The organism is Nocardiopsis sp. N85 (assembly GCF_028882275.1).
Taxonomy (GTDB): Bacteria; Actinomycetota; Actinomycetes; order Streptosporangiales; family Streptosporangiaceae; genus Nocardiopsis; species Nocardiopsis lambiniae.
This window is the reverse complement of record NZ_JARBUT010000007.1, coordinates 106,763-121,548: the sequence shown is the minus strand read 5'-3', so window position 1 is coordinate 121,548 and position 14,786 is coordinate 106,763. Positions and strand designations below refer to the sequence as shown.

Sequence of the window (14,786 nt, the reverse complement as noted above, 5' to 3'; positions counted from 1 at the left end):
GGTCCGGTCACCGGGGGGCGCGGATCACCATCGCATGTGGACATGTTCGGCGAACCCGGTCAGGCCGTCCACGGCGATCCCCTCGCCGTCGTCGGTGCGGATCGTGCCGGTGTAGTGGCCGAAGCACTGGCGGGTGTCGTTGACCAGCACCCCCGCGTCGATGCGGTCCAACCTCCGGTGGAACGGGGTGAACAGCAGGTCCACCCGCTCGGAGGCGGGGGTGCGGATCCACCAGGGCGAGGACTCGTCGTCGGGGTCGTACTCCCACTCCAGTTCCTCACCGATCTTGGTGAGGCGTCCGTCCACGCACAGGGCGTTCTCGGTCAGGCCGGTGCCCTCGGTCCACCTGCCGCCCAGTTGCAGGCCCACGGTCCGGCCGTCGGTCTCCCCGGCGGCGGCCCCCCGGTTCCAGCGGGTGTCGTAGGGCCAGCGGCCGCGGCCGTGGTCGAGGACACCCCATCCGCCCTCGAAGTCCAGGACGCGACCGCCCAGTCGGACGGTCCCGTGGGCGGGGCGGGCGGTGTGCTTGGAGGTGTACTGGAAGCGGTCCTCGCTCCACGGGATGACGACGCTCATCGTCTCGTGGCCGGCGGGCAGGTCCACGGTCAGGTCGGCGTCGAGTCGGCCCTGCGGGGTGTCGCAGGAGAACCGCAGGTGGGTGCCGCCGTCCAGCGGGCGGATACGGGCGCGGATCGGCCCCAGTGCGGTGACGGGGCCGGCGTCGAGGGTGTCGGGCAGGCGCACCCCGCGGCCGAGCGGACCGAGTACGGTGCGGCCGGTCTCCACGCCCCCGTACTCCAGGAGGTGGACGGCGGTGACCGACAGGTAGTCGATGTCGGCGACGGTGAGGGCGACCAGGTGCGTGGGGGTGAGCACGCACCAGTACTCCCACTTCTTGCGGCGCCCCCACCCGGCGGGCAGGACGGTGCGGTGCAGGGGCGTGCGGGACCAGCCCACGGCCCCGGAGGCGAGCCGGCCGTCGGGGGTGCACAGATCGACGGGGGTGGTGATCTCCCGCTCGTGAGTAGGCATGACCGGCAGCATAGGGGGCGTGTCCGCTCACGGGTAAGGGAGAGAGGGCCCGTACCCGCGCTTTCCGGAACCGTCCGAGGGACTTTCGGAGCGGGCGGGCCGCACCCATCGTGCGACCGGGGCGGCGGGGCCGGATCTCGCGAGCCCCCTGAAGCGGGTGAGCCACCGGTCGGGGGGCTTCCACGCCCACCCGCGCGTCCTTCCCGGGTTCGAGGGCGATCCGTTCCCCACCCGGCGGTCCGGGGAGGTCGCCCGGAGTGCGCCGGACGACCGTGGCACGGGGCCACACGGGGTCGCCGGTTGAGCACCGGCACCCACCTGTCCTGAGTACGAGCGCCCATGTGGGGGGAGGCCGTGCCCTCGTACGTTCGAGGCCATGACCTTCCTCGTCCTCCTGGCCGGGCTCGCCGCGGCGGCCCTGCACTTCGCGTTCTTCGCCTACGTCGTCCTGGGCGGTTTCACGGCCTGGCGGCACCCCCGCCTGTTCTGGGTGCACCTGGGCGTGGCCGCCTACGCTCTGGGCATCGTCACCATCGGCTGGCCCTGCTTTCTGACCGAGATCGAGAACTGGTCGCGGGCCGCCACGGGGCGACCGGTGATGGAGTTCGGGTTCATCGACCACTACCTGACCGGCACCCTGTACCCGCGCGAGCACCTGATGACGTCGCGGTACGTCATCGCGGGCATCGTCGCCGCCTCGTGGGCGGGCACGTGGTGGCTGTGGCGGCGTCGTGTGGAGGCGGGTGCCGGGGAACACCGAAGCGAGATCCGGAGCTGAGCGGTTCCTGCGCGGGGCACGACGCCGCTTCGGAGCGACCGTCGAGGGTGCGGTGGTCCGTGGAGGCGACGACCCGGGCCCGGCCCACAGCAGCGGCCCGCACGGGGGCGACGGCCCGACCTCTCCGGCCGTTTCCGAGGATCCCGATGTTTACTCGCGGGGGATCGGGTACAGGCTCTGGTGAGCACTCGCGCTCCTCGCGGGCCAGAGGGGGACGGTCGTCGAGGCCGCGCGGCCCGGGAGGACCCGGCGCGGGTGCGGGGCCGGGCGTTTTCGGGGGATGACGCCCGTGGCCCGGCCGGATCCTCGGTCCCGGGGGGGGAGCCGAGGTACCGGCTGTGACGGGAGCCCCCGTGCGACCGAGTGTCGCGCGGGGGCTCCGTCGTGTGCCGTGGCGTCGTCGGTCCCCGTCCGAGACCGATGGTCCGTGGTCTGCCTCCCGTACCTGTACACGCGACGACTCGTCGGTGGTGACGGGGACGATCGTTTGATGGTGGACACGGTGGAACACCCTGATCTGCGAGCATTGACCCACCCCATCATCGTTGGTCTCAGGGATGGTTACAGGAACGATCATCTCCCCGAAGTGTGTCGACGGCCCGACCCGATGGGGCGGGGGTGGGGACGGCCTTGACCGGGTCCCGCTATCGTCATCGCGGACATACCCCCCGTAGTGACCAGAGAGGGCACTCCCATGCAGACCGAGGCCCCACCCAGGCCTGCACACCGGCCACCCGCCCCGTTCAACGAACGGCTCCATTCGAGCCTGTACTTCGTGGTGGCGGGCGTGTTCTTCCTCCCGGTGGTGCCGGTGGCGGCGGCCGCAGCGATCGTGGTGCCCTGGTTCGCGTCGCGGCACGGCCGTATCGTCAACGGCACCCCGTGGCTGGACGCACCGCTGACGGATCTGCTGCCCACCTGGGTTTTCTGGGCTGCGGGGGTCGCGGGCGCATGCGTGGCCGTGGTGTCGTGGGGGGTCGCCGTGCACCTGCTCGCCCAGGCACTGCACGGCCGCCCCGTCCGCCTTGGGCGGGCTCTGGCCCGTTCCCTGACACGGTTCCCTCTGACCCTGGCCGCCGCCGCGGTGACCGCAGGTGTGCTCTGGGCAGCGGATGCGGCTCTCCTGGCGGCCTACGACCAGGCCCACCCGGCGCTGCGCTTCAGTGTGGGCGCCGCCCTGTTCGCGTCCCTGACCCCGCTGTGGGCACCCTTGGCCGGGATCCATACCCAGGAGCGGCCGTTGGCGTTCCTGGCCGGGTTGCGCGGTCGGGGCCTGCTCACCGGTTCCGGCGGCGCCGACCAGTGGGGTTCGGTGTCGGCGGTGGCGGGGTGCGCGGCCGTCGTCGCCTATCTGGGGTCGGGGATCACCACGGAGAACACCCTGATCCCCACCCTGATCGCAGGGTTGGCCGGGTTGTTCGTCGCGGCCCTGGCGTTGACCCTGGCCGTCACCGGTGGGGGGCCGGCCCCCCAGGAGCGGCCCCGGCGGCCCTACCTGGCCGCGGTGATGGTCGTGGTCGTCGTCATGGGGCTGGCGGTCCCGGTCCGGATCTACCAGCACCTGCTCACCGGCGGTCCCTGGCCGACCCTGCGCTACGAGACCGTCTCCCTGGCGGCGTGGGGCCGCGTCGAGACCAACCCCCAACCGCTCCTGCTGCCCGAGGACGAGGCATCGGTGGTCTTCGGCGACCGCGAGGTGCTGTGCGGTGAGGGCGACCGGTGCGTGGATCTGGAGACGCCCCAGGACGACGTCGGCGCGCTGCTGACAACCACCGGTATGGCGGGCAACGCGGTGCGCACCGTGTACACCTCACGCGAAGTGTGGAAACCCCAGGGCACCATCGTGCTGCACGACCAGTGCCTGGACGCCACCGACTGCGCATCGGGCACGTGGACGATCGAGCCGCCGGTGGAACCCGAAGGGCGGTGGAACACCACAGAAGAGGACCCCGCCGAGCAGATCACCACCAGCCGCCTCTCCCAGCACATGGCGGCCTGGGGCGGGGTCGGCGGCGGCCGCCACCTGGTCGTGACCGCCACCCCCTCCGTCGGGTACCCCGACACCCTGCTCACCCTGTCCAGCTGCAGCACCGACCACTGCCGCAACCAGGCCTCCACCCTGCTGGTCCGCGAACCCGGGAGCGCGTTCGCCTCCACCGACTGGTCCCGTCACACCTACCCGGCGCTGGTCAGCGTCACCGCCACCGACCAGGGCGTAGGGCGGGTGAGCGTCCACCATCCCGACACCGGCGCGCTCACCCTCTACGCCTGCCATGACGTGGAGTGCGCCGACTTCACCACCACCGAGCTGCTTGCGCCGTCCGGTGTGCCGCGGACCATGGAATGGAATCCGGAACGCTATACCGGCGCGACGGTGCGGATCCGCCCCGACGGCACCCCCGTCATCGTCCACCTGGACACCCGCGACGGGTCCGTGCGGCTCATCGACTGCGCCGACGCGGTGTGCTCCGAGCACGATACCGCCCAGGTGTTGGGCCCGGGCTGGCAGCGCACCCCGCCCGCGCTGGCCTTGGACTCGGCCGGGCTGCCCCAGATCGCGACCATCGACACGACCACCAGGGAAGTCCTGTACCTGGCGTGCGCTGACGCACGTTGCCAGGACTATGACCGCACCGTGGTGGGCGTCTACGATTACACGCCGGGGTGGATCGACCTGGCGTTGGACGGCGACGACCGCCCGCACCTGGTGTGGCACCGCGTCGTCGACGATGAGGAGCACACCTACGAGCTGGTGCGGTGCGCCACCGCACATTGCGCTCGGTGAACGTCAGTCGATGTTGACCGCGTACAGGCGGGGCTCGGCACAGCGCACCCCCGGCGCGTGGGGTTCTGCCTCCAGAGAGGGCACACCATCGGGGGCGCACGCCAACGCCACCGCCATGTCCCCCCGGCCCTCGATGGTGACCCCGACGCCGGTCAGGGCGATCGTTCCCAGCCCGGCGGGCCCGTGCCAGCCGGAGCCCGCCTCCACCGCGCTGGTCGGTCCTTCGTCCACCTCGGTGGCGAACACCCGGGAGGGTGTGTGCAATCGGCCACCGGACAGGTCCGCCTCGTCACCCTCTCGGAACTCCCACAACGTCCGACCGGTGGCCAGGTCCAGGGCCAGGTAGGAGCCCTCGTGGTCATGGCAGTGCTCCAGGACGACCTGGTCGCCGTCGATGGCCGCCAGGGCACCGGTGCACGGCGGCATCGGCGCGATACCGGACACGGCCCCGTCTTCGGCGTCGACCTGCACGAACCCGTCACCGTAGCGCAACACGATGCGGTCGGTATCGGCGTGCAGCGACCGCAGCCCCGAGTGCAGGAAGTCCACGTCCGGGTCCTGGCGCAGGTCGGTGGTCCACCGCACGCGGCCGGTGTCGGCGTCGATCATGCGCAGCAGCGCGTTCTCGGCGTAGAGCACCCCGCGCCGGCCGGCCTCCACCGCGTGGAAGGTGGTGAAGTTGTCGTGGTACTGCGCACCGGTGTCGATGTGATGCATCAGCAGGTTCCCGGTGAGCCGGTACTCGCCCTCCAACGGCAGCGACCAGCGCACCTGGCCGGTGCCCTCGCAGTCGGGTGAGCGTTCTGCGCCCGCGGTGCACAGCAGGTGCTCATCCGGGCTGATGGCGGAGGCGGTCGGTGTGTATCCGGCCTCGCGCAGATGGTCTGCTGCGGGGTCGGGCGCGGGTTCGCCCGGGCCGGGGGTGACCGTGCAGGCGCTCACCGCCAGGACGGCGGCTGCCACGGCGGCGCCCCGGACACCAGGAGAGGGGAAAAGGCTGGGCATGCACCGCAATCTAGCGAAGTCCTCACACCCGGTGGCCACCGGCGCCCAAGGCGGTGCGGGCGCGGTGGGCGAGGGCGCGGCCCACGTCGGAGTCCGGTCCCAGCAGCACCACCAGGCCCAGTCTCGACCCCCTGGGCTCCGTCGTGTGCCGTGGCATCGTCGGTCCCCGTCCGAGACCGATGGGACGCCGAGAAGCCGGGTGGACGCGTCGGTGTCAGGTCAGGGCGGCGGGCCGGTCGTCCGGTTCGGCGGGTGTCGCCGCCGGAGGCTCCGGGGTGCCGGGAACGGCGGTCTGGGCGATGAACGCCCCCGTGACGATGACGACCGCGCCCGCGATCTGTACCGGGGTGAGTGCCTCGCCCAGCAGCACCCAGGCCAGCACGATCGCGGTGACAACCTCCAGGTAGGCGACGCCGCCGGCGATCTGCGGCGACAGGCGGCGCACGGCGGCGATGCCGGTGAAGTAGGCGATCGCGGTGCACACCAGGCCCAGCCACAGGGCCAGGGCCCACCCGGGCACCGGTAGCGGGCCCAGGTCCATGGACGCGGTCAGCAGGCCCCGGTCCAGGGTCCAGGGCCGGGCCAGGGGCAGCAGCAGGACGGTGGCGGTGATGGAGCCGAAGGCGATGACGGCCAGTGGGTCGGCGTCGTCGCCGGTGCGGTCCGACAGCAGGAAGTAGGCGGCCTGACCGGCCGCCGCGCCCAGGGCGAGGGCCACCCCGATGACGTCCAGGCGCATCCCGGCCCATACCTCCAGCAGCAGCCCCAGCCCGGCCACGGCCAGGATGACGCCGATCGCGGCGGCGGGGGAGACGCGGGTGCGGCGTACCGTGCGCAGCCACAGCAGGACCAGGACGGGGCCGAGGAATTCGATGAGCAGAGCGATCCCGACGGGGATGCGGGCGATCGCGGCGAAGTACAGGGCCTGGACCCCGGCCATGGGGAACACCCCGTAGGCGAGGATGAGCAGGGGGCGGCGGGTCAGGACGCGGCGGTGGCGCACGGCGATGGGCGACAGCAGCAGCGCGGCCCCGGCCAGGCGAAGCCAGGTGACGTGGAGCGGGTCCATGCCCGCGTCGAGCAGGGGGCGGGCGAAGACACCCGAACCGCCGAAGGCCAGGGCCGAGGCGAGGGCGAAGGCCAGGCCGGAGGGGCGGTGGCGGACGGGTGCTGCGGACACGGGCTCGATTCCCCCGAGGGTGCGCGAAAGGGACGGGATCCCTCTGAGGATAGGTGTCGGTGGTGGGGCCCGCATCGGATTTCGGGGGCTCCGCGGGGGGTCAGCGCAGGGTGGTGAGGTCGAGTTCGGCCCAGGCGACGTCGTGCCAGACGCCGTGCTTGCGGCCGACCCGGTGCATGACGCCGACGTCGGTGAAACCCAGGGATCGGTGCAGGCCGAGGCTGGCGTCGTTGGGCAGGGTCATGCAGGCGATGGCGCGGGTCATGCCGCGTTCGGCCAGGCGGGGTAGGAGCGCGCCGTACAGGGCGCGGCCGGCGCCGGTGCGGCGCACGCCTCGGCGGAGGTAGACGCTGACCTCGCAGGACCACCGGTAGGCGGGGCGGGCGCGGAAGGCGCCGCCGTAGGCGTAGCCGAGGACGTCGCCGGTGGCGTCCTCCAGGACGAGCCAGGCGTGGTCGCGACGGGCGGTGGCGATGCGCTCGACCATCTCCTCGGTGGTGGGGGGATCCAGTTCGAAGGTGATGGCGGTGTCGGTGACGTAGGGCGCGTAGACGTCGGCGCAGGCGGCGGCGTCGGCCGGGGTGGCGTCACGAACGGTGTAGAGGGTCGGCGTCACGTTCATATTGAGGATGGTAGACGAATATGTTCACTATGATGAACCCATGAGCGACGACCTCCATGTGGCCCTCGCCACCGCCCTCCAGCGTCTGCGCACCGACCGCGGTCTGACCGGGGCCGCCCTGGCCGACCGTTCCGGGGTGTCCCGGGCCATGATCAGCCGCATCGAGAACGGCGACGTCCAGCCCACCGCATCCCTGCTGGGCCGGCTCTCCGCGGCCCTCGGCATCACCCTGTCGGAACTGATCGCCAGCGCCGAGCGCGGAGAGCGCAGGCTGGCCCGACGCGATGAACAACCGGTGTGGACCGACCCCGACACCGGGTACACCCGGCGGGCCGTCTCGCCCACCTCCGACGGCCGACTCGAACTCGTGGAGGTGCACCTGCCTCCGGGTGCGCGGGTGTCCTTCCCCGCCGAGGCCTACGCCTTCACCCACCACCAGATCTGGGTGATGGAGGGGACGCTGGAGTTCCGCGAGGGGGAGACCGCGCACCTGCTGGACGAGGGTGACTGCCTCCGGTTGGGCCCGGCCGCACCGTGCGAGTTCCACAACCCCGGGGAGAAGGAGTGCCGGTACCTGGTGGCCGTCACCCGCCGTGCCCCCTGACCCCCGGTCGGCCGTCGACGGCCCCGGGCGCGGTCAGCGCGCGGACCAGCCCGGACCGCCGGTCGGACGGCCAGTCCCGCCGACGATCCCAGCGCGCCCACCCGCCGCCGTGTTCCAGGGCGTCGACGAACCCCGCGTCCCCGGCCGCGACCCGCCCGGCCACGAACACGCGGGCCACGGCCAGGTACTCCTCCACGGTCTGCGGCAGCAGGGCGCGCTCTCGACCGGCCAGCCCGTAGGAGTCGGCGATCAGGCACAGACGACGGGCGGTGTCCAGGTCCTCCCAGACCCGCCCGGTGGCGGCTTCGGGCGGCAGGGTGGGGCCCATGTGGTGGGCCAGGGCCGCCACGTCCCAGATCGGGCGGCCGGGGGCGGCCAGGTCGAAGTCGATGAGCGCCGCCGCGCGACGGTCGCGGAACACGATGTTCTCCACGCACGGGTCGTTGTGGCACAGGACCGGCCCGCCCCGCGCGGATCCGCGAGGTCGCCCGGCCAGGGCGCGTCGCGGTCGTGCGGGAGGCTGGCGGCGGCGTCGTGGTAACGGCGCAGCAGACGGGCCGCTGAGGCCAGGACCTCGTCGCCGGCGACCCAGGAGGGGAACGGGGGCAGGGCCACCTCCCCCTCGACGAAGCCCAACTCCTCGCGACCGTCGGGACGCAGGGCCAGAGGGCGCGGCGCGCCGTCGAAGCCGCCGTCGGCCAGGGCTCGCAGGTGGCGGTGCAGGGCGGCGGCCGTCGAGGGGGCGGTCGGACGACCCGGTCGCCGCGGCGGATGACGGTGTTCATCATGCCGCCGGGCAGGGGGTTTCGGGCATCGGTCATCCCCCAGCCTCGCACGATCGGACCGGGGAGACCCGGCGGCACGTGCGATCCCCGGGTGGGACCGGAGAAGTGGTTCCGGCCGGGGCCGTGCCCGGTGTCCGCTCAGCCGATGGCGCGGGGTGCGCGGGCGATGAGGACCGTCGCCCGAGTGCTCCAGCCCAGAGAGGTGTACAGGTGCCGTCCCTCCGAGGAGGCCATCAGCACCCCCCGGGTCGCACCCGCCCTGCGGGCGTGCTCCGCCAGCGCGGACATCACCGCCCCGCCCAGCCCCCGGCGCCGGTGCTCGGGCTCGGTGACGATGGCGTCGGCCACGGCGTCGTCGTCACCGACGCCCACCGCGCCGGAGGCCGCCTCGTCCCCCTGCGGGGTCGTGATCCGCACGCGGATCACCGCCCTCGCCTTCCCGACCGTGACACCGTAGGGCCTCGGCGGTTCGATGACCGGGTGATCCTCCAGGTCCACGTCCATGAGCGTCTCGTAGCCCGGGTCGACCGCCAGCCCCGCCTCCTGCAACAGCAGCGTCGTCTTGTCGGGCACGGTCGTGGGAACGGTCACCCAGTCCGTGTGCGGCGAGTCGAGCACCCGCGCGGCGACGGCCCGGATCGTGTCGGGTTCCCGGTCGACGTCGAGCAGCACGTACTCGTCGTGGCGGTGCGCGAAGCCGAAGTGCACGCGCAGCGCCCCGTCCTCCTCCACCGGCGGGGAAAGGGAGCGCGCCGTTCCCCAGCCCCGCTGCCATCGGCGGACCAGGTCGGAGAGAGGGACGTCGGACGGGAACGGCATGAGCGTCCTTCCTGGCACGGAGGGCGGACCGAGGGGCCCCGGAAACGGATGTGAACCATGGTGCCCCCTGTCCGTATCCGATCACACTCCCGGAGCGCCCTCGCCGTTACCGCACGCGGGAGGGGACACCGTGGTCAACGGAACACGAGCGGCCTGTGTAACGTCGATGGCACGTCACCGAAACAGCCATGACATCACCGTGCCGCGGCGCCCCGCCCTGGAGGCGCCGGTGCGCCGCCACCGAGAGGACCGCGTCCCGCATGTCCGACGCCCACACCACCGGACTCGCCGACCGCCACCCCGCCCTGCGCGCCGCCTACGAGCAGGTCGTACGACGCGACCCGGAGCAGCCGGAGTTCCGCCAAGCCGTCCTGGAGGTTCTGGAGACCCTCTCCCCGGTACTGGTCCAGCACCCCGAGTACGTCGAGGCCGGCATCCTGGAGCGCCTGTGCGAACCGGAACGCCAGATCGTCTTCCGGGTCCCCTGGCGCGACGATCGAGGCCGCGTCCACGTCAACCGGGGTTTCCGGGTGGAGTTCAACGGCGCCCTGGGCCCCTACAAGGGCGGCCTGCGCTTCCACCCGAGCGTGGACCTGGGCGTCGTCAAGTTCCTCGGTTTCGAGCAGATCTTCAAGAACGCCCTCACCGGCATGAACATCGGCGGGGGCAAGGGCGGCAGCGACTTCGACCCCAAGGGCCGCTCCGACGCCGAGGTCGAACGCTTCTGCCAGTCCTTCATGACCGAACTCCACCGTCACCTGGGTGAGCACACCGACGTCCCCGCCGGTGACATCGGGGTCGGCGGGCGCGAGCTCGGCTACCTGTTCGGCCAGTACCGGCGGCTCACCAACCGCTGGGAGGCCGGGGTCCTCACCGGCAAGGGCCTGGAATGGGGAGGCTCGCGGGCGCGCACCGAGGCCACCGGGTACGGGGCCGTCATGTTCGCCCAGCGGATGCTCGAACGCCACGGCCGTTCCCTGGAGGGCGTCCGCGTGGTGGTGTCGGGGTCGGGCAACGTCGCCCTGTACGCGGTGGAGAAGGCCCGGGATCTCGGCGCCGTCGTGGTCGCCTGCTCCGATTCGGGCGGGTACGTGGTCGACGACAAGGGCCTGGACCTGAACCTGCTCAAGCAGATCAAGGAGGTGGAGCGGGGCCGCATCGTCGAGTACGCCCAGCGGCACGGCGGTGACGCCCACTACGTGCAGGGCGGCAGCGTGTGGGACGTGCCCTGCGCGGTCGCGATCCCGTCGGCCACCCAGAACGAGCTGGACGCCGACGACGCCCGCACCCTGGTGCGCAACGGTGTGGCGGCGGTCGTGGAGGGCGCGAACATGCCCACCACCCCCGACGCGGTGCGGGTGCTGCGCGAGGCCGACGTGCTGTTCGCCCCGGGCAAGGCCGCCAACGCCGGGGGTGTGGCCACCAGCGTCCTGGAGATGCGTCAGAACGCCCGCCGCGAATCCTGGTCGTTCGAGCACACCGAGGCGGAGCTGGCCCGGATCATGGTCGACGTCCACGACCGCTGCGAGGAGGCCGCCGAACGCCACGGCGCTCCGGGCGACTACGTGCTGGGCGCCAACGCGGCCGGGTTCGAGCGGGTGGCCGACGCCATGCTCGCCCAAGGGCTCATCTAGGTCGCCGGACGGTCCCGGTGGGCGTCTCCCCGCGCACCGGGACCACGGCGGCCGCGCGGCGAGGGCGGCCGATCACGTCGCCGGTCCAGGGACCGGCGACATCCCGTTGACCGTCCCCGGCCGTGCTTCCCGAGGCCGACGCCCATGAGCGATCCCCGCGTCTCCCCCCGTCCCGTGTCCGACGAGCGCACCATGCCGACCCGGTGACCGGACCGGTATCGCGAGACCGTGGCCGTCGAATGCCGGGGCCCGGGGGGAAGGGGCCGCGTGAGCGCGTGGACGGTGCCACGGGCGAAGGGGGCCGCCTTCGGGTTTGACCTTGACGCAGCGTCAACCCCTAGCGTCGGGCCCATGAAGATCACCGTTGCGGACACCCTGACCTCCATGGGGCGCATCCTGCGCGCCCCCGCCGCCGACCGCCTCGACCTGCTGCGCGCCATGCTCGAACCCGTGCGGGACATGTACCGTTTCGTCCCCGGCGAGGTCGACCTCGCCGACCTGCACCTGCGGTCCTTCGGGTTCCCCCTCGACCGCGACGAGGAACGCTGCCTCGCGGCGCTCGACACGTTGGCGGCGGCCGACGCCTGGGGCCGGATGAGAAGCGCCCTCGACGAGGCGTCGGCCGTGCTGCTCAAGGGAACGCCGGGGATGGAGGGCCCCGACATCACCGTGCTGTTCGTGCTCGGCGACCCGGGCGACCCCCACTTCATGGGGCCGGTCCTGGGCTTGGCCGGCTCCGGCGGCCTGGCCGGATACATCACCATCACCCTGTGGCCCTTCCCCGAGAACGTGGAGCGGCTGGAGGCCACCGCCGTGCACGAACTCCACCACAACCTGCGCTACGGACCGGGCGGGGTCGTGTGGGATCCGGCGACCGTCACCGTCGGCGAGCACGTGATCGGCGAGGGTCTGGCCGACGCCTTCGCCCGGGAGCTGTACGGCGACGCGCTCGGTCGCACCCGTATCGGTGTACCGTCCCTGGACGACGAGGCGGTCTTCGGCAAGGTGCTGTCGGGGCTCGACGTGACCGGCATGGAGAATTTCACGGCCTGGGTGCACGGCGACGCGAGCGCGGAACGGTTCGGCGCCACGCCGGTGGGGCTGCCGACCGGTGCCGGGTACGCCGTCGGCAACCGGTTGGCCGACGCCTACCTGGCGGCCACGGGGCGCACCGCCGCCGAGGCCGTGCGCGCCGACCGCACGGAGGTCATCGACACCGCGCTGCGCCATCTGGGCCGGTGACGGACGGGGGGACGACCATGGAGTGGACGATCCGGGAACTCGCGACCAGGGCGGGCGTCACCGGCCGCACCCTGCGGCACTACGACCGCGTCGGACTCCTGCCCCCCTCCCGGGTGGGTGACAACGGCCACCGCCATTACGGTCCCGGCGAGGTCGCCCGCCTGCGGCGCATCCTGCTGTTGCGCCGGACGGGCATGGGACTGGCGGCCATCGCCGAGGTCCTGGCCGAGGAGGTCGACGAGTGCGACGGGCTCCGGGCGCACATCGCCGCACTGGAGGAGGAACGCGACCGGATCGACCGGGACCTCCGGGCGGTGCGGCACGTCTTGACGGCCCGGGAGGCCGGGGCGGAACCGTGCGCGGACGTGCTGCTGGAGGGGTTCAACGACCGCTACCGGGACGAGGTGACCGAGCGCTGGGGGGAGGACGCGTTCCGAGCGGGCCACGAGTGGTGGCACGCCAAGAGCCTGCGGGAGCAGCAGGCATGGAAGCGGGACACCGAGGACCTGGTCGCCGCGTGGGTCGCCGCTCGGGGGGAGGGGGTCGCGCCCGTGTCGGCGCGCGCCCAGGGGGTGGCGGCCCGGCACGTGGAGTGGCTGTCCGGGATCCCGGGCACCCCGACGGCCGAGGGCGATCGGGAGCGCGCGATCTCGATGGTGACGTGCCTGGCCGACACCTATGTCGAGAACCCGGCCTTCATCGCCACCTACCAGGGGGCGGAGGGCGCGGCGTTCGTCCGCGACGCGCTGCACGAGTACGCCCGGACCCGGATGTAGGCGCCCCGTACCCGCGCCGCGCACCCCGGATATCCGCCGACCGTGGTCCGCGGTGCCCGCCGCTCCTCTGGTCACCTCAAGTGAAGTGCTTTGATCGGAGTCGTTCCCAGCATGGACTCGCCTGCCACGCGCCCCCCTCGACGGGCGGACCGCGGGTCCCTGCGGAGAGTTCGACTTCTTCTTCCCGGCCCTGGCCGATGAGGAGCGCTCGGCCGGCCACAACACCTGGATCGACGCCCACCGGCCCGAGGCCACGCCCAGCGTCGGCCGCGAGGCCGCCGGACTCGCCGACACGCCCAACGCCCGCTTCGACACCGTCGTCAAGGAGGAGGGGGAAGGACGTCCGGCTGTGCGGTGGCGGGAAACCGGCGGGCGTCCTCCTGTCGGAGATCGCCCGCCTGGTCCTCAGGGGCCATCCGGTCCTGGCGGGGGCGGGCGTTCCGCTCGTCGACGGCGGACTCGACCCCGCCCTCCTCTCCGCCGTGGACCGGCAGGTGTTCGACGACGGGGCCACCGCGACCGAACTCGTCCGCGCCCGAACGGGGCGCTCCACGGCGGCGCCGCCGCCCGGGGCCGAGGTCGGGCAGGGCCCGTCGAGGGACGCCCCTCAGGTCGGTGGGCCCGCGAAAAAGCCGCGGAACACTACCCGATCGTCGCGGTCAGCCCCTCTCGCCCGCGTCCATCGGCGATGAGCCGTTCGATCCTGGCCGCCACCGGCGCCAGACCGCCGTCGCCGAGATGCCGACCGGCCCGCAGCCCGATGAGGTGACGCACGACCGTGAGGTGCTCGGTGAGGTCGGCGGGGCCCCTGGGGTACTCGGCCTCTCGCGCCTCGGCGACGGTGGCGGGAACCGCCGCGACCACGTGACCGAGCTGGGTGGCCGCCGTGTCGGAGAACTCGGTGACGTCGATGCCGGCCCGCCGCACCGTGTCGATGGCTCGAAGCAGGCCCAGTTGGGCGTCGTACCAGACACCGAAGAGCGCGAGGTCCCAGATGGCGGCCGCATCCGGCGCCTCCCCGACGAAACGGGGCCTGCTCAGCGACGCGAGGGTCGTGAGGTGCCGCTCGAACGCGGCCCGCGAACCGCTGTAGAGAATGGTCGCCGCATCGGTGCCCATCATCTCCGGTGAGGTCTGGATGCCCGCGTCGATGTAGTCGGCCCCCGTGGGGGCGACCTGCCGGGCGGCCTGCCGAGCGTCGTCCGCGGTCCCGGTGCACATGACGACGATCGTCCGCTCGGACAGGTCGGTGCCCAGTTCGGACAGGCACTGTCGCACCGCCGCGTAATCGGTGAGGGTGAACAGGATCAAGTCGGCGGAGGCCGCCGCCTCCTCGATGGATCCCGACGGCCGGGCACCCGTGTTCACCAGATCGATCGCACGGTTCGCGGTCCGGTTCCACACCGTCACGTCGTGCCCGTCGGCGAGCAGACGCCGCGCCACCGCACCGCCGATGGCCCCTGTGCCGATGACCGCCACCCGTCTCACGGAACGCTTGTTCTCTGTCATGACGGCGATCCTCGA

General features: G+C 72.7%; 14 protein-coding genes. 6 read left to right on the top strand and 8 right to left on the bottom strand.

The window, feature by feature from the left end; translation table 11 throughout:
• Window positions 1-24: 24 nt before the first annotated feature.
• A complete protein-coding gene (locus PWG71_RS12050) occupies window positions 25-1,032 on the bottom strand; it encodes a DUF2804 domain-containing protein (RefSeq protein ID WP_274809770.1) in 1,008 nt (335 codons plus the stop codon).
• 376 nt (window positions 1,033-1,408) lie between these two features.
• On the opposite strand from PWG71_RS12050, the gene PWG71_RS12045 reads away from it, so the two are divergent.
• On the top strand, window positions 1,409-1,810 hold the full coding sequence (locus tag PWG71_RS12045) for a DUF2784 domain-containing protein (protein ID WP_274809769.1): 402 nt from the start codon (window positions 1,409-1,411) through the stop codon (window positions 1,808-1,810).
• Between the two features lie 694 nt (window positions 1,811-2,504).
• Window positions 2,505-4,595 (top strand): hypothetical protein, encoded by a 2,091-nt coding sequence (locus tag PWG71_RS12040; protein WP_274809768.1) that lies wholly within the window; start codon window positions 2,505-2,507, stop codon window positions 4,593-4,595.
• 3 nt (window positions 4,596-4,598) lie between these two features.
• Here PWG71_RS12040 and PWG71_RS12035 read toward each other — a convergent pair whose 3' ends face one another.
• The 4 genes from PWG71_RS12035 to PWG71_RS12020 all read right to left on the bottom strand — a co-directional run bounded on the left by PWG71_RS12035 (window position 4,599) and on the right by PWG71_RS12020 (window position 7,402).
• A complete protein-coding gene (locus tag PWG71_RS12035; protein ID WP_274809767.1) occupies window positions 4,599-5,600 on the bottom strand; it encodes an outer membrane protein assembly factor BamB family protein in 1,002 nt (333 codons plus the stop codon).
• 22 nt (window positions 5,601-5,622) lie between these two features.
• Window positions 5,623-5,757 (bottom strand): hypothetical protein, encoded by a 135-nt coding sequence (locus tag PWG71_RS12030; RefSeq protein WP_274809766.1) that lies wholly within the window; start codon window positions 5,755-5,757, stop codon window positions 5,623-5,625.
• Window positions 5,758-5,814: 57 nt separating this feature from the next.
• Complete coding sequence (locus PWG71_RS12025; protein WP_274809765.1) at window positions 5,815-6,780, bottom strand: EamA family transporter; 966 nt, start codon at window positions 6,778-6,780, stop codon at window positions 5,815-5,817.
• Window positions 6,781-6,880: 100 nt separating this feature from the next.
• Window positions 6,881-7,402, bottom strand: a complete 522-nt coding sequence (locus PWG71_RS12020; protein WP_274809764.1) for a GNAT family N-acetyltransferase — start codon at window positions 7,400-7,402, stop codon at window positions 6,881-6,883.
• Window positions 7,403-7,442: 40 nt separating this feature from the next.
• Here PWG71_RS12020 and PWG71_RS12015 point away from each other — a divergent pair, with 40 nt between their 5' ends.
• Window positions 7,443-8,006 carry a helix-turn-helix domain-containing protein gene (locus PWG71_RS12015; RefSeq protein ID WP_274809763.1) on the top strand — a complete coding sequence of 188 codons (564 nt, stop codon included), beginning with the start codon at window positions 7,443-7,445 and terminating at the stop codon, window positions 8,004-8,006.
• Here the strand turns inward: PWG71_RS12015 and PWG71_RS12010 are convergent.
• Window positions 7,987-8,439: a hypothetical protein gene (locus PWG71_RS12010; protein ID WP_446725012.1), complete on the bottom strand. Its 453-nt coding sequence runs from the start codon at window positions 8,437-8,439 to the stop codon at window positions 7,987-7,989. The two genes, PWG71_RS12015 and PWG71_RS12010, sit on opposite strands and share 20 nt — an antisense overlap.
• A gap of 490 nt (window positions 8,440-8,929) precedes the next feature.
• Window positions 8,930-9,610, bottom strand: a complete 681-nt coding sequence (locus tag PWG71_RS12005; RefSeq protein WP_274809762.1) for a GNAT family N-acetyltransferase — start codon at window positions 9,608-9,610, stop codon at window positions 8,930-8,932.
• A 260-nt stretch (window positions 9,611-9,870) separates the two neighbouring features.
• Between PWG71_RS12005 and gdhA the strand changes: the two genes are divergently transcribed.
• From gdhA to PWG71_RS11990, 3 genes are all read left to right on the top strand, one after another.
• Window positions 9,871-11,244 carry an NADP-specific glutamate dehydrogenase gene (gdhA, locus tag PWG71_RS12000; protein ID WP_274809761.1) on the top strand — a complete coding sequence of 458 codons (1,374 nt, stop codon included), beginning with the start codon at window positions 9,871-9,873 and terminating at the stop codon, window positions 11,242-11,244.
• A gap of 351 nt (window positions 11,245-11,595) precedes the next feature.
• Window positions 11,596-12,486 carry a DUF2268 domain-containing protein gene (locus tag PWG71_RS11995; protein ID WP_274809760.1) on the top strand — a complete coding sequence of 297 codons (891 nt, stop codon included), beginning with the start codon at window positions 11,596-11,598 and terminating at the stop codon, window positions 12,484-12,486.
• Window positions 12,487-12,503: 17 nt separating this feature from the next.
• On the top strand, window positions 12,504-13,262 hold the full coding sequence (locus PWG71_RS11990; protein WP_274809759.1) for a MerR family transcriptional regulator: 759 nt from the start codon (window positions 12,504-12,506) through the stop codon (window positions 13,260-13,262).
• Between the two features lie 642 nt (window positions 13,263-13,904).
• Here PWG71_RS11990 and PWG71_RS11985 read toward each other — a convergent pair.
• Window positions 13,905-14,771, bottom strand: a complete 867-nt coding sequence (locus tag PWG71_RS11985; protein ID WP_274809758.1) for an NAD(P)-dependent oxidoreductase — start codon at window positions 14,769-14,771, stop codon at window positions 13,905-13,907.
• Window positions 14,772-14,786 lie beyond the last annotated feature (15 nt).

Coding starts and splice junctions, on each gene's coding strand:
- PWG71_RS12050 (WP_274809770.1), bottom strand. CDS start 1,032: ATGCCTACTCACGAGCGGGAGATCACCACCCCCGTCGATCTGTGCACC.
- PWG71_RS12045 (WP_274809769.1), top strand. CDS start 1,409: ATGACCTTCCTCGTCCTCCTGGCCGGGCTCGCCGCGGCGGCCCTGCAC.
- PWG71_RS12040 (WP_274809768.1), top strand. CDS start 2,505: ATGCAGACCGAGGCCCCACCCAGGCCTGCACACCGGCCACCCGCCCCG.
- PWG71_RS12035 (WP_274809767.1), bottom strand. CDS start 5,600: ATGCCCAGCCTTTTCCCCTCTCCTGGTGTCCGGGGCGCCGCCGTGGCA.
- PWG71_RS12030 (WP_274809766.1), bottom strand. CDS start 5,757: ATGCCACGGCACACGACGGAGCCCAGGGGGTCGAGACTGGGCCTGGTG.
- PWG71_RS12020 (WP_274809764.1), bottom strand. CDS start 7,402: ATGAACGTGACGCCGACCCTCTACACCGTTCGTGACGCCACCCCGGCC.
- PWG71_RS12015 (WP_274809763.1), top strand. CDS start 7,443: ATGAGCGACGACCTCCATGTGGCCCTCGCCACCGCCCTCCAGCGTCTG.
- PWG71_RS12005 (WP_274809762.1), bottom strand. CDS start 9,610: ATGCCGTTCCCGTCCGACGTCCCTCTCTCCGACCTGGTCCGCCGATGG.
- gdhA (WP_274809761.1), top strand. CDS start 9,871: ATGTCCGACGCCCACACCACCGGACTCGCCGACCGCCACCCCGCCCTG.
- PWG71_RS11995 (WP_274809760.1), top strand. CDS start 11,596: ATGAAGATCACCGTTGCGGACACCCTGACCTCCATGGGGCGCATCCTG.
- PWG71_RS11990 (WP_274809759.1), top strand. CDS start 12,504: ATGGAGTGGACGATCCGGGAACTCGCGACCAGGGCGGGCGTCACCGGC.
- PWG71_RS11985 (WP_274809758.1), bottom strand. CDS start 14,771: ATGACAGAGAACAAGCGTTCCGTGAGACGGGTGGCGGTCATCGGCACA.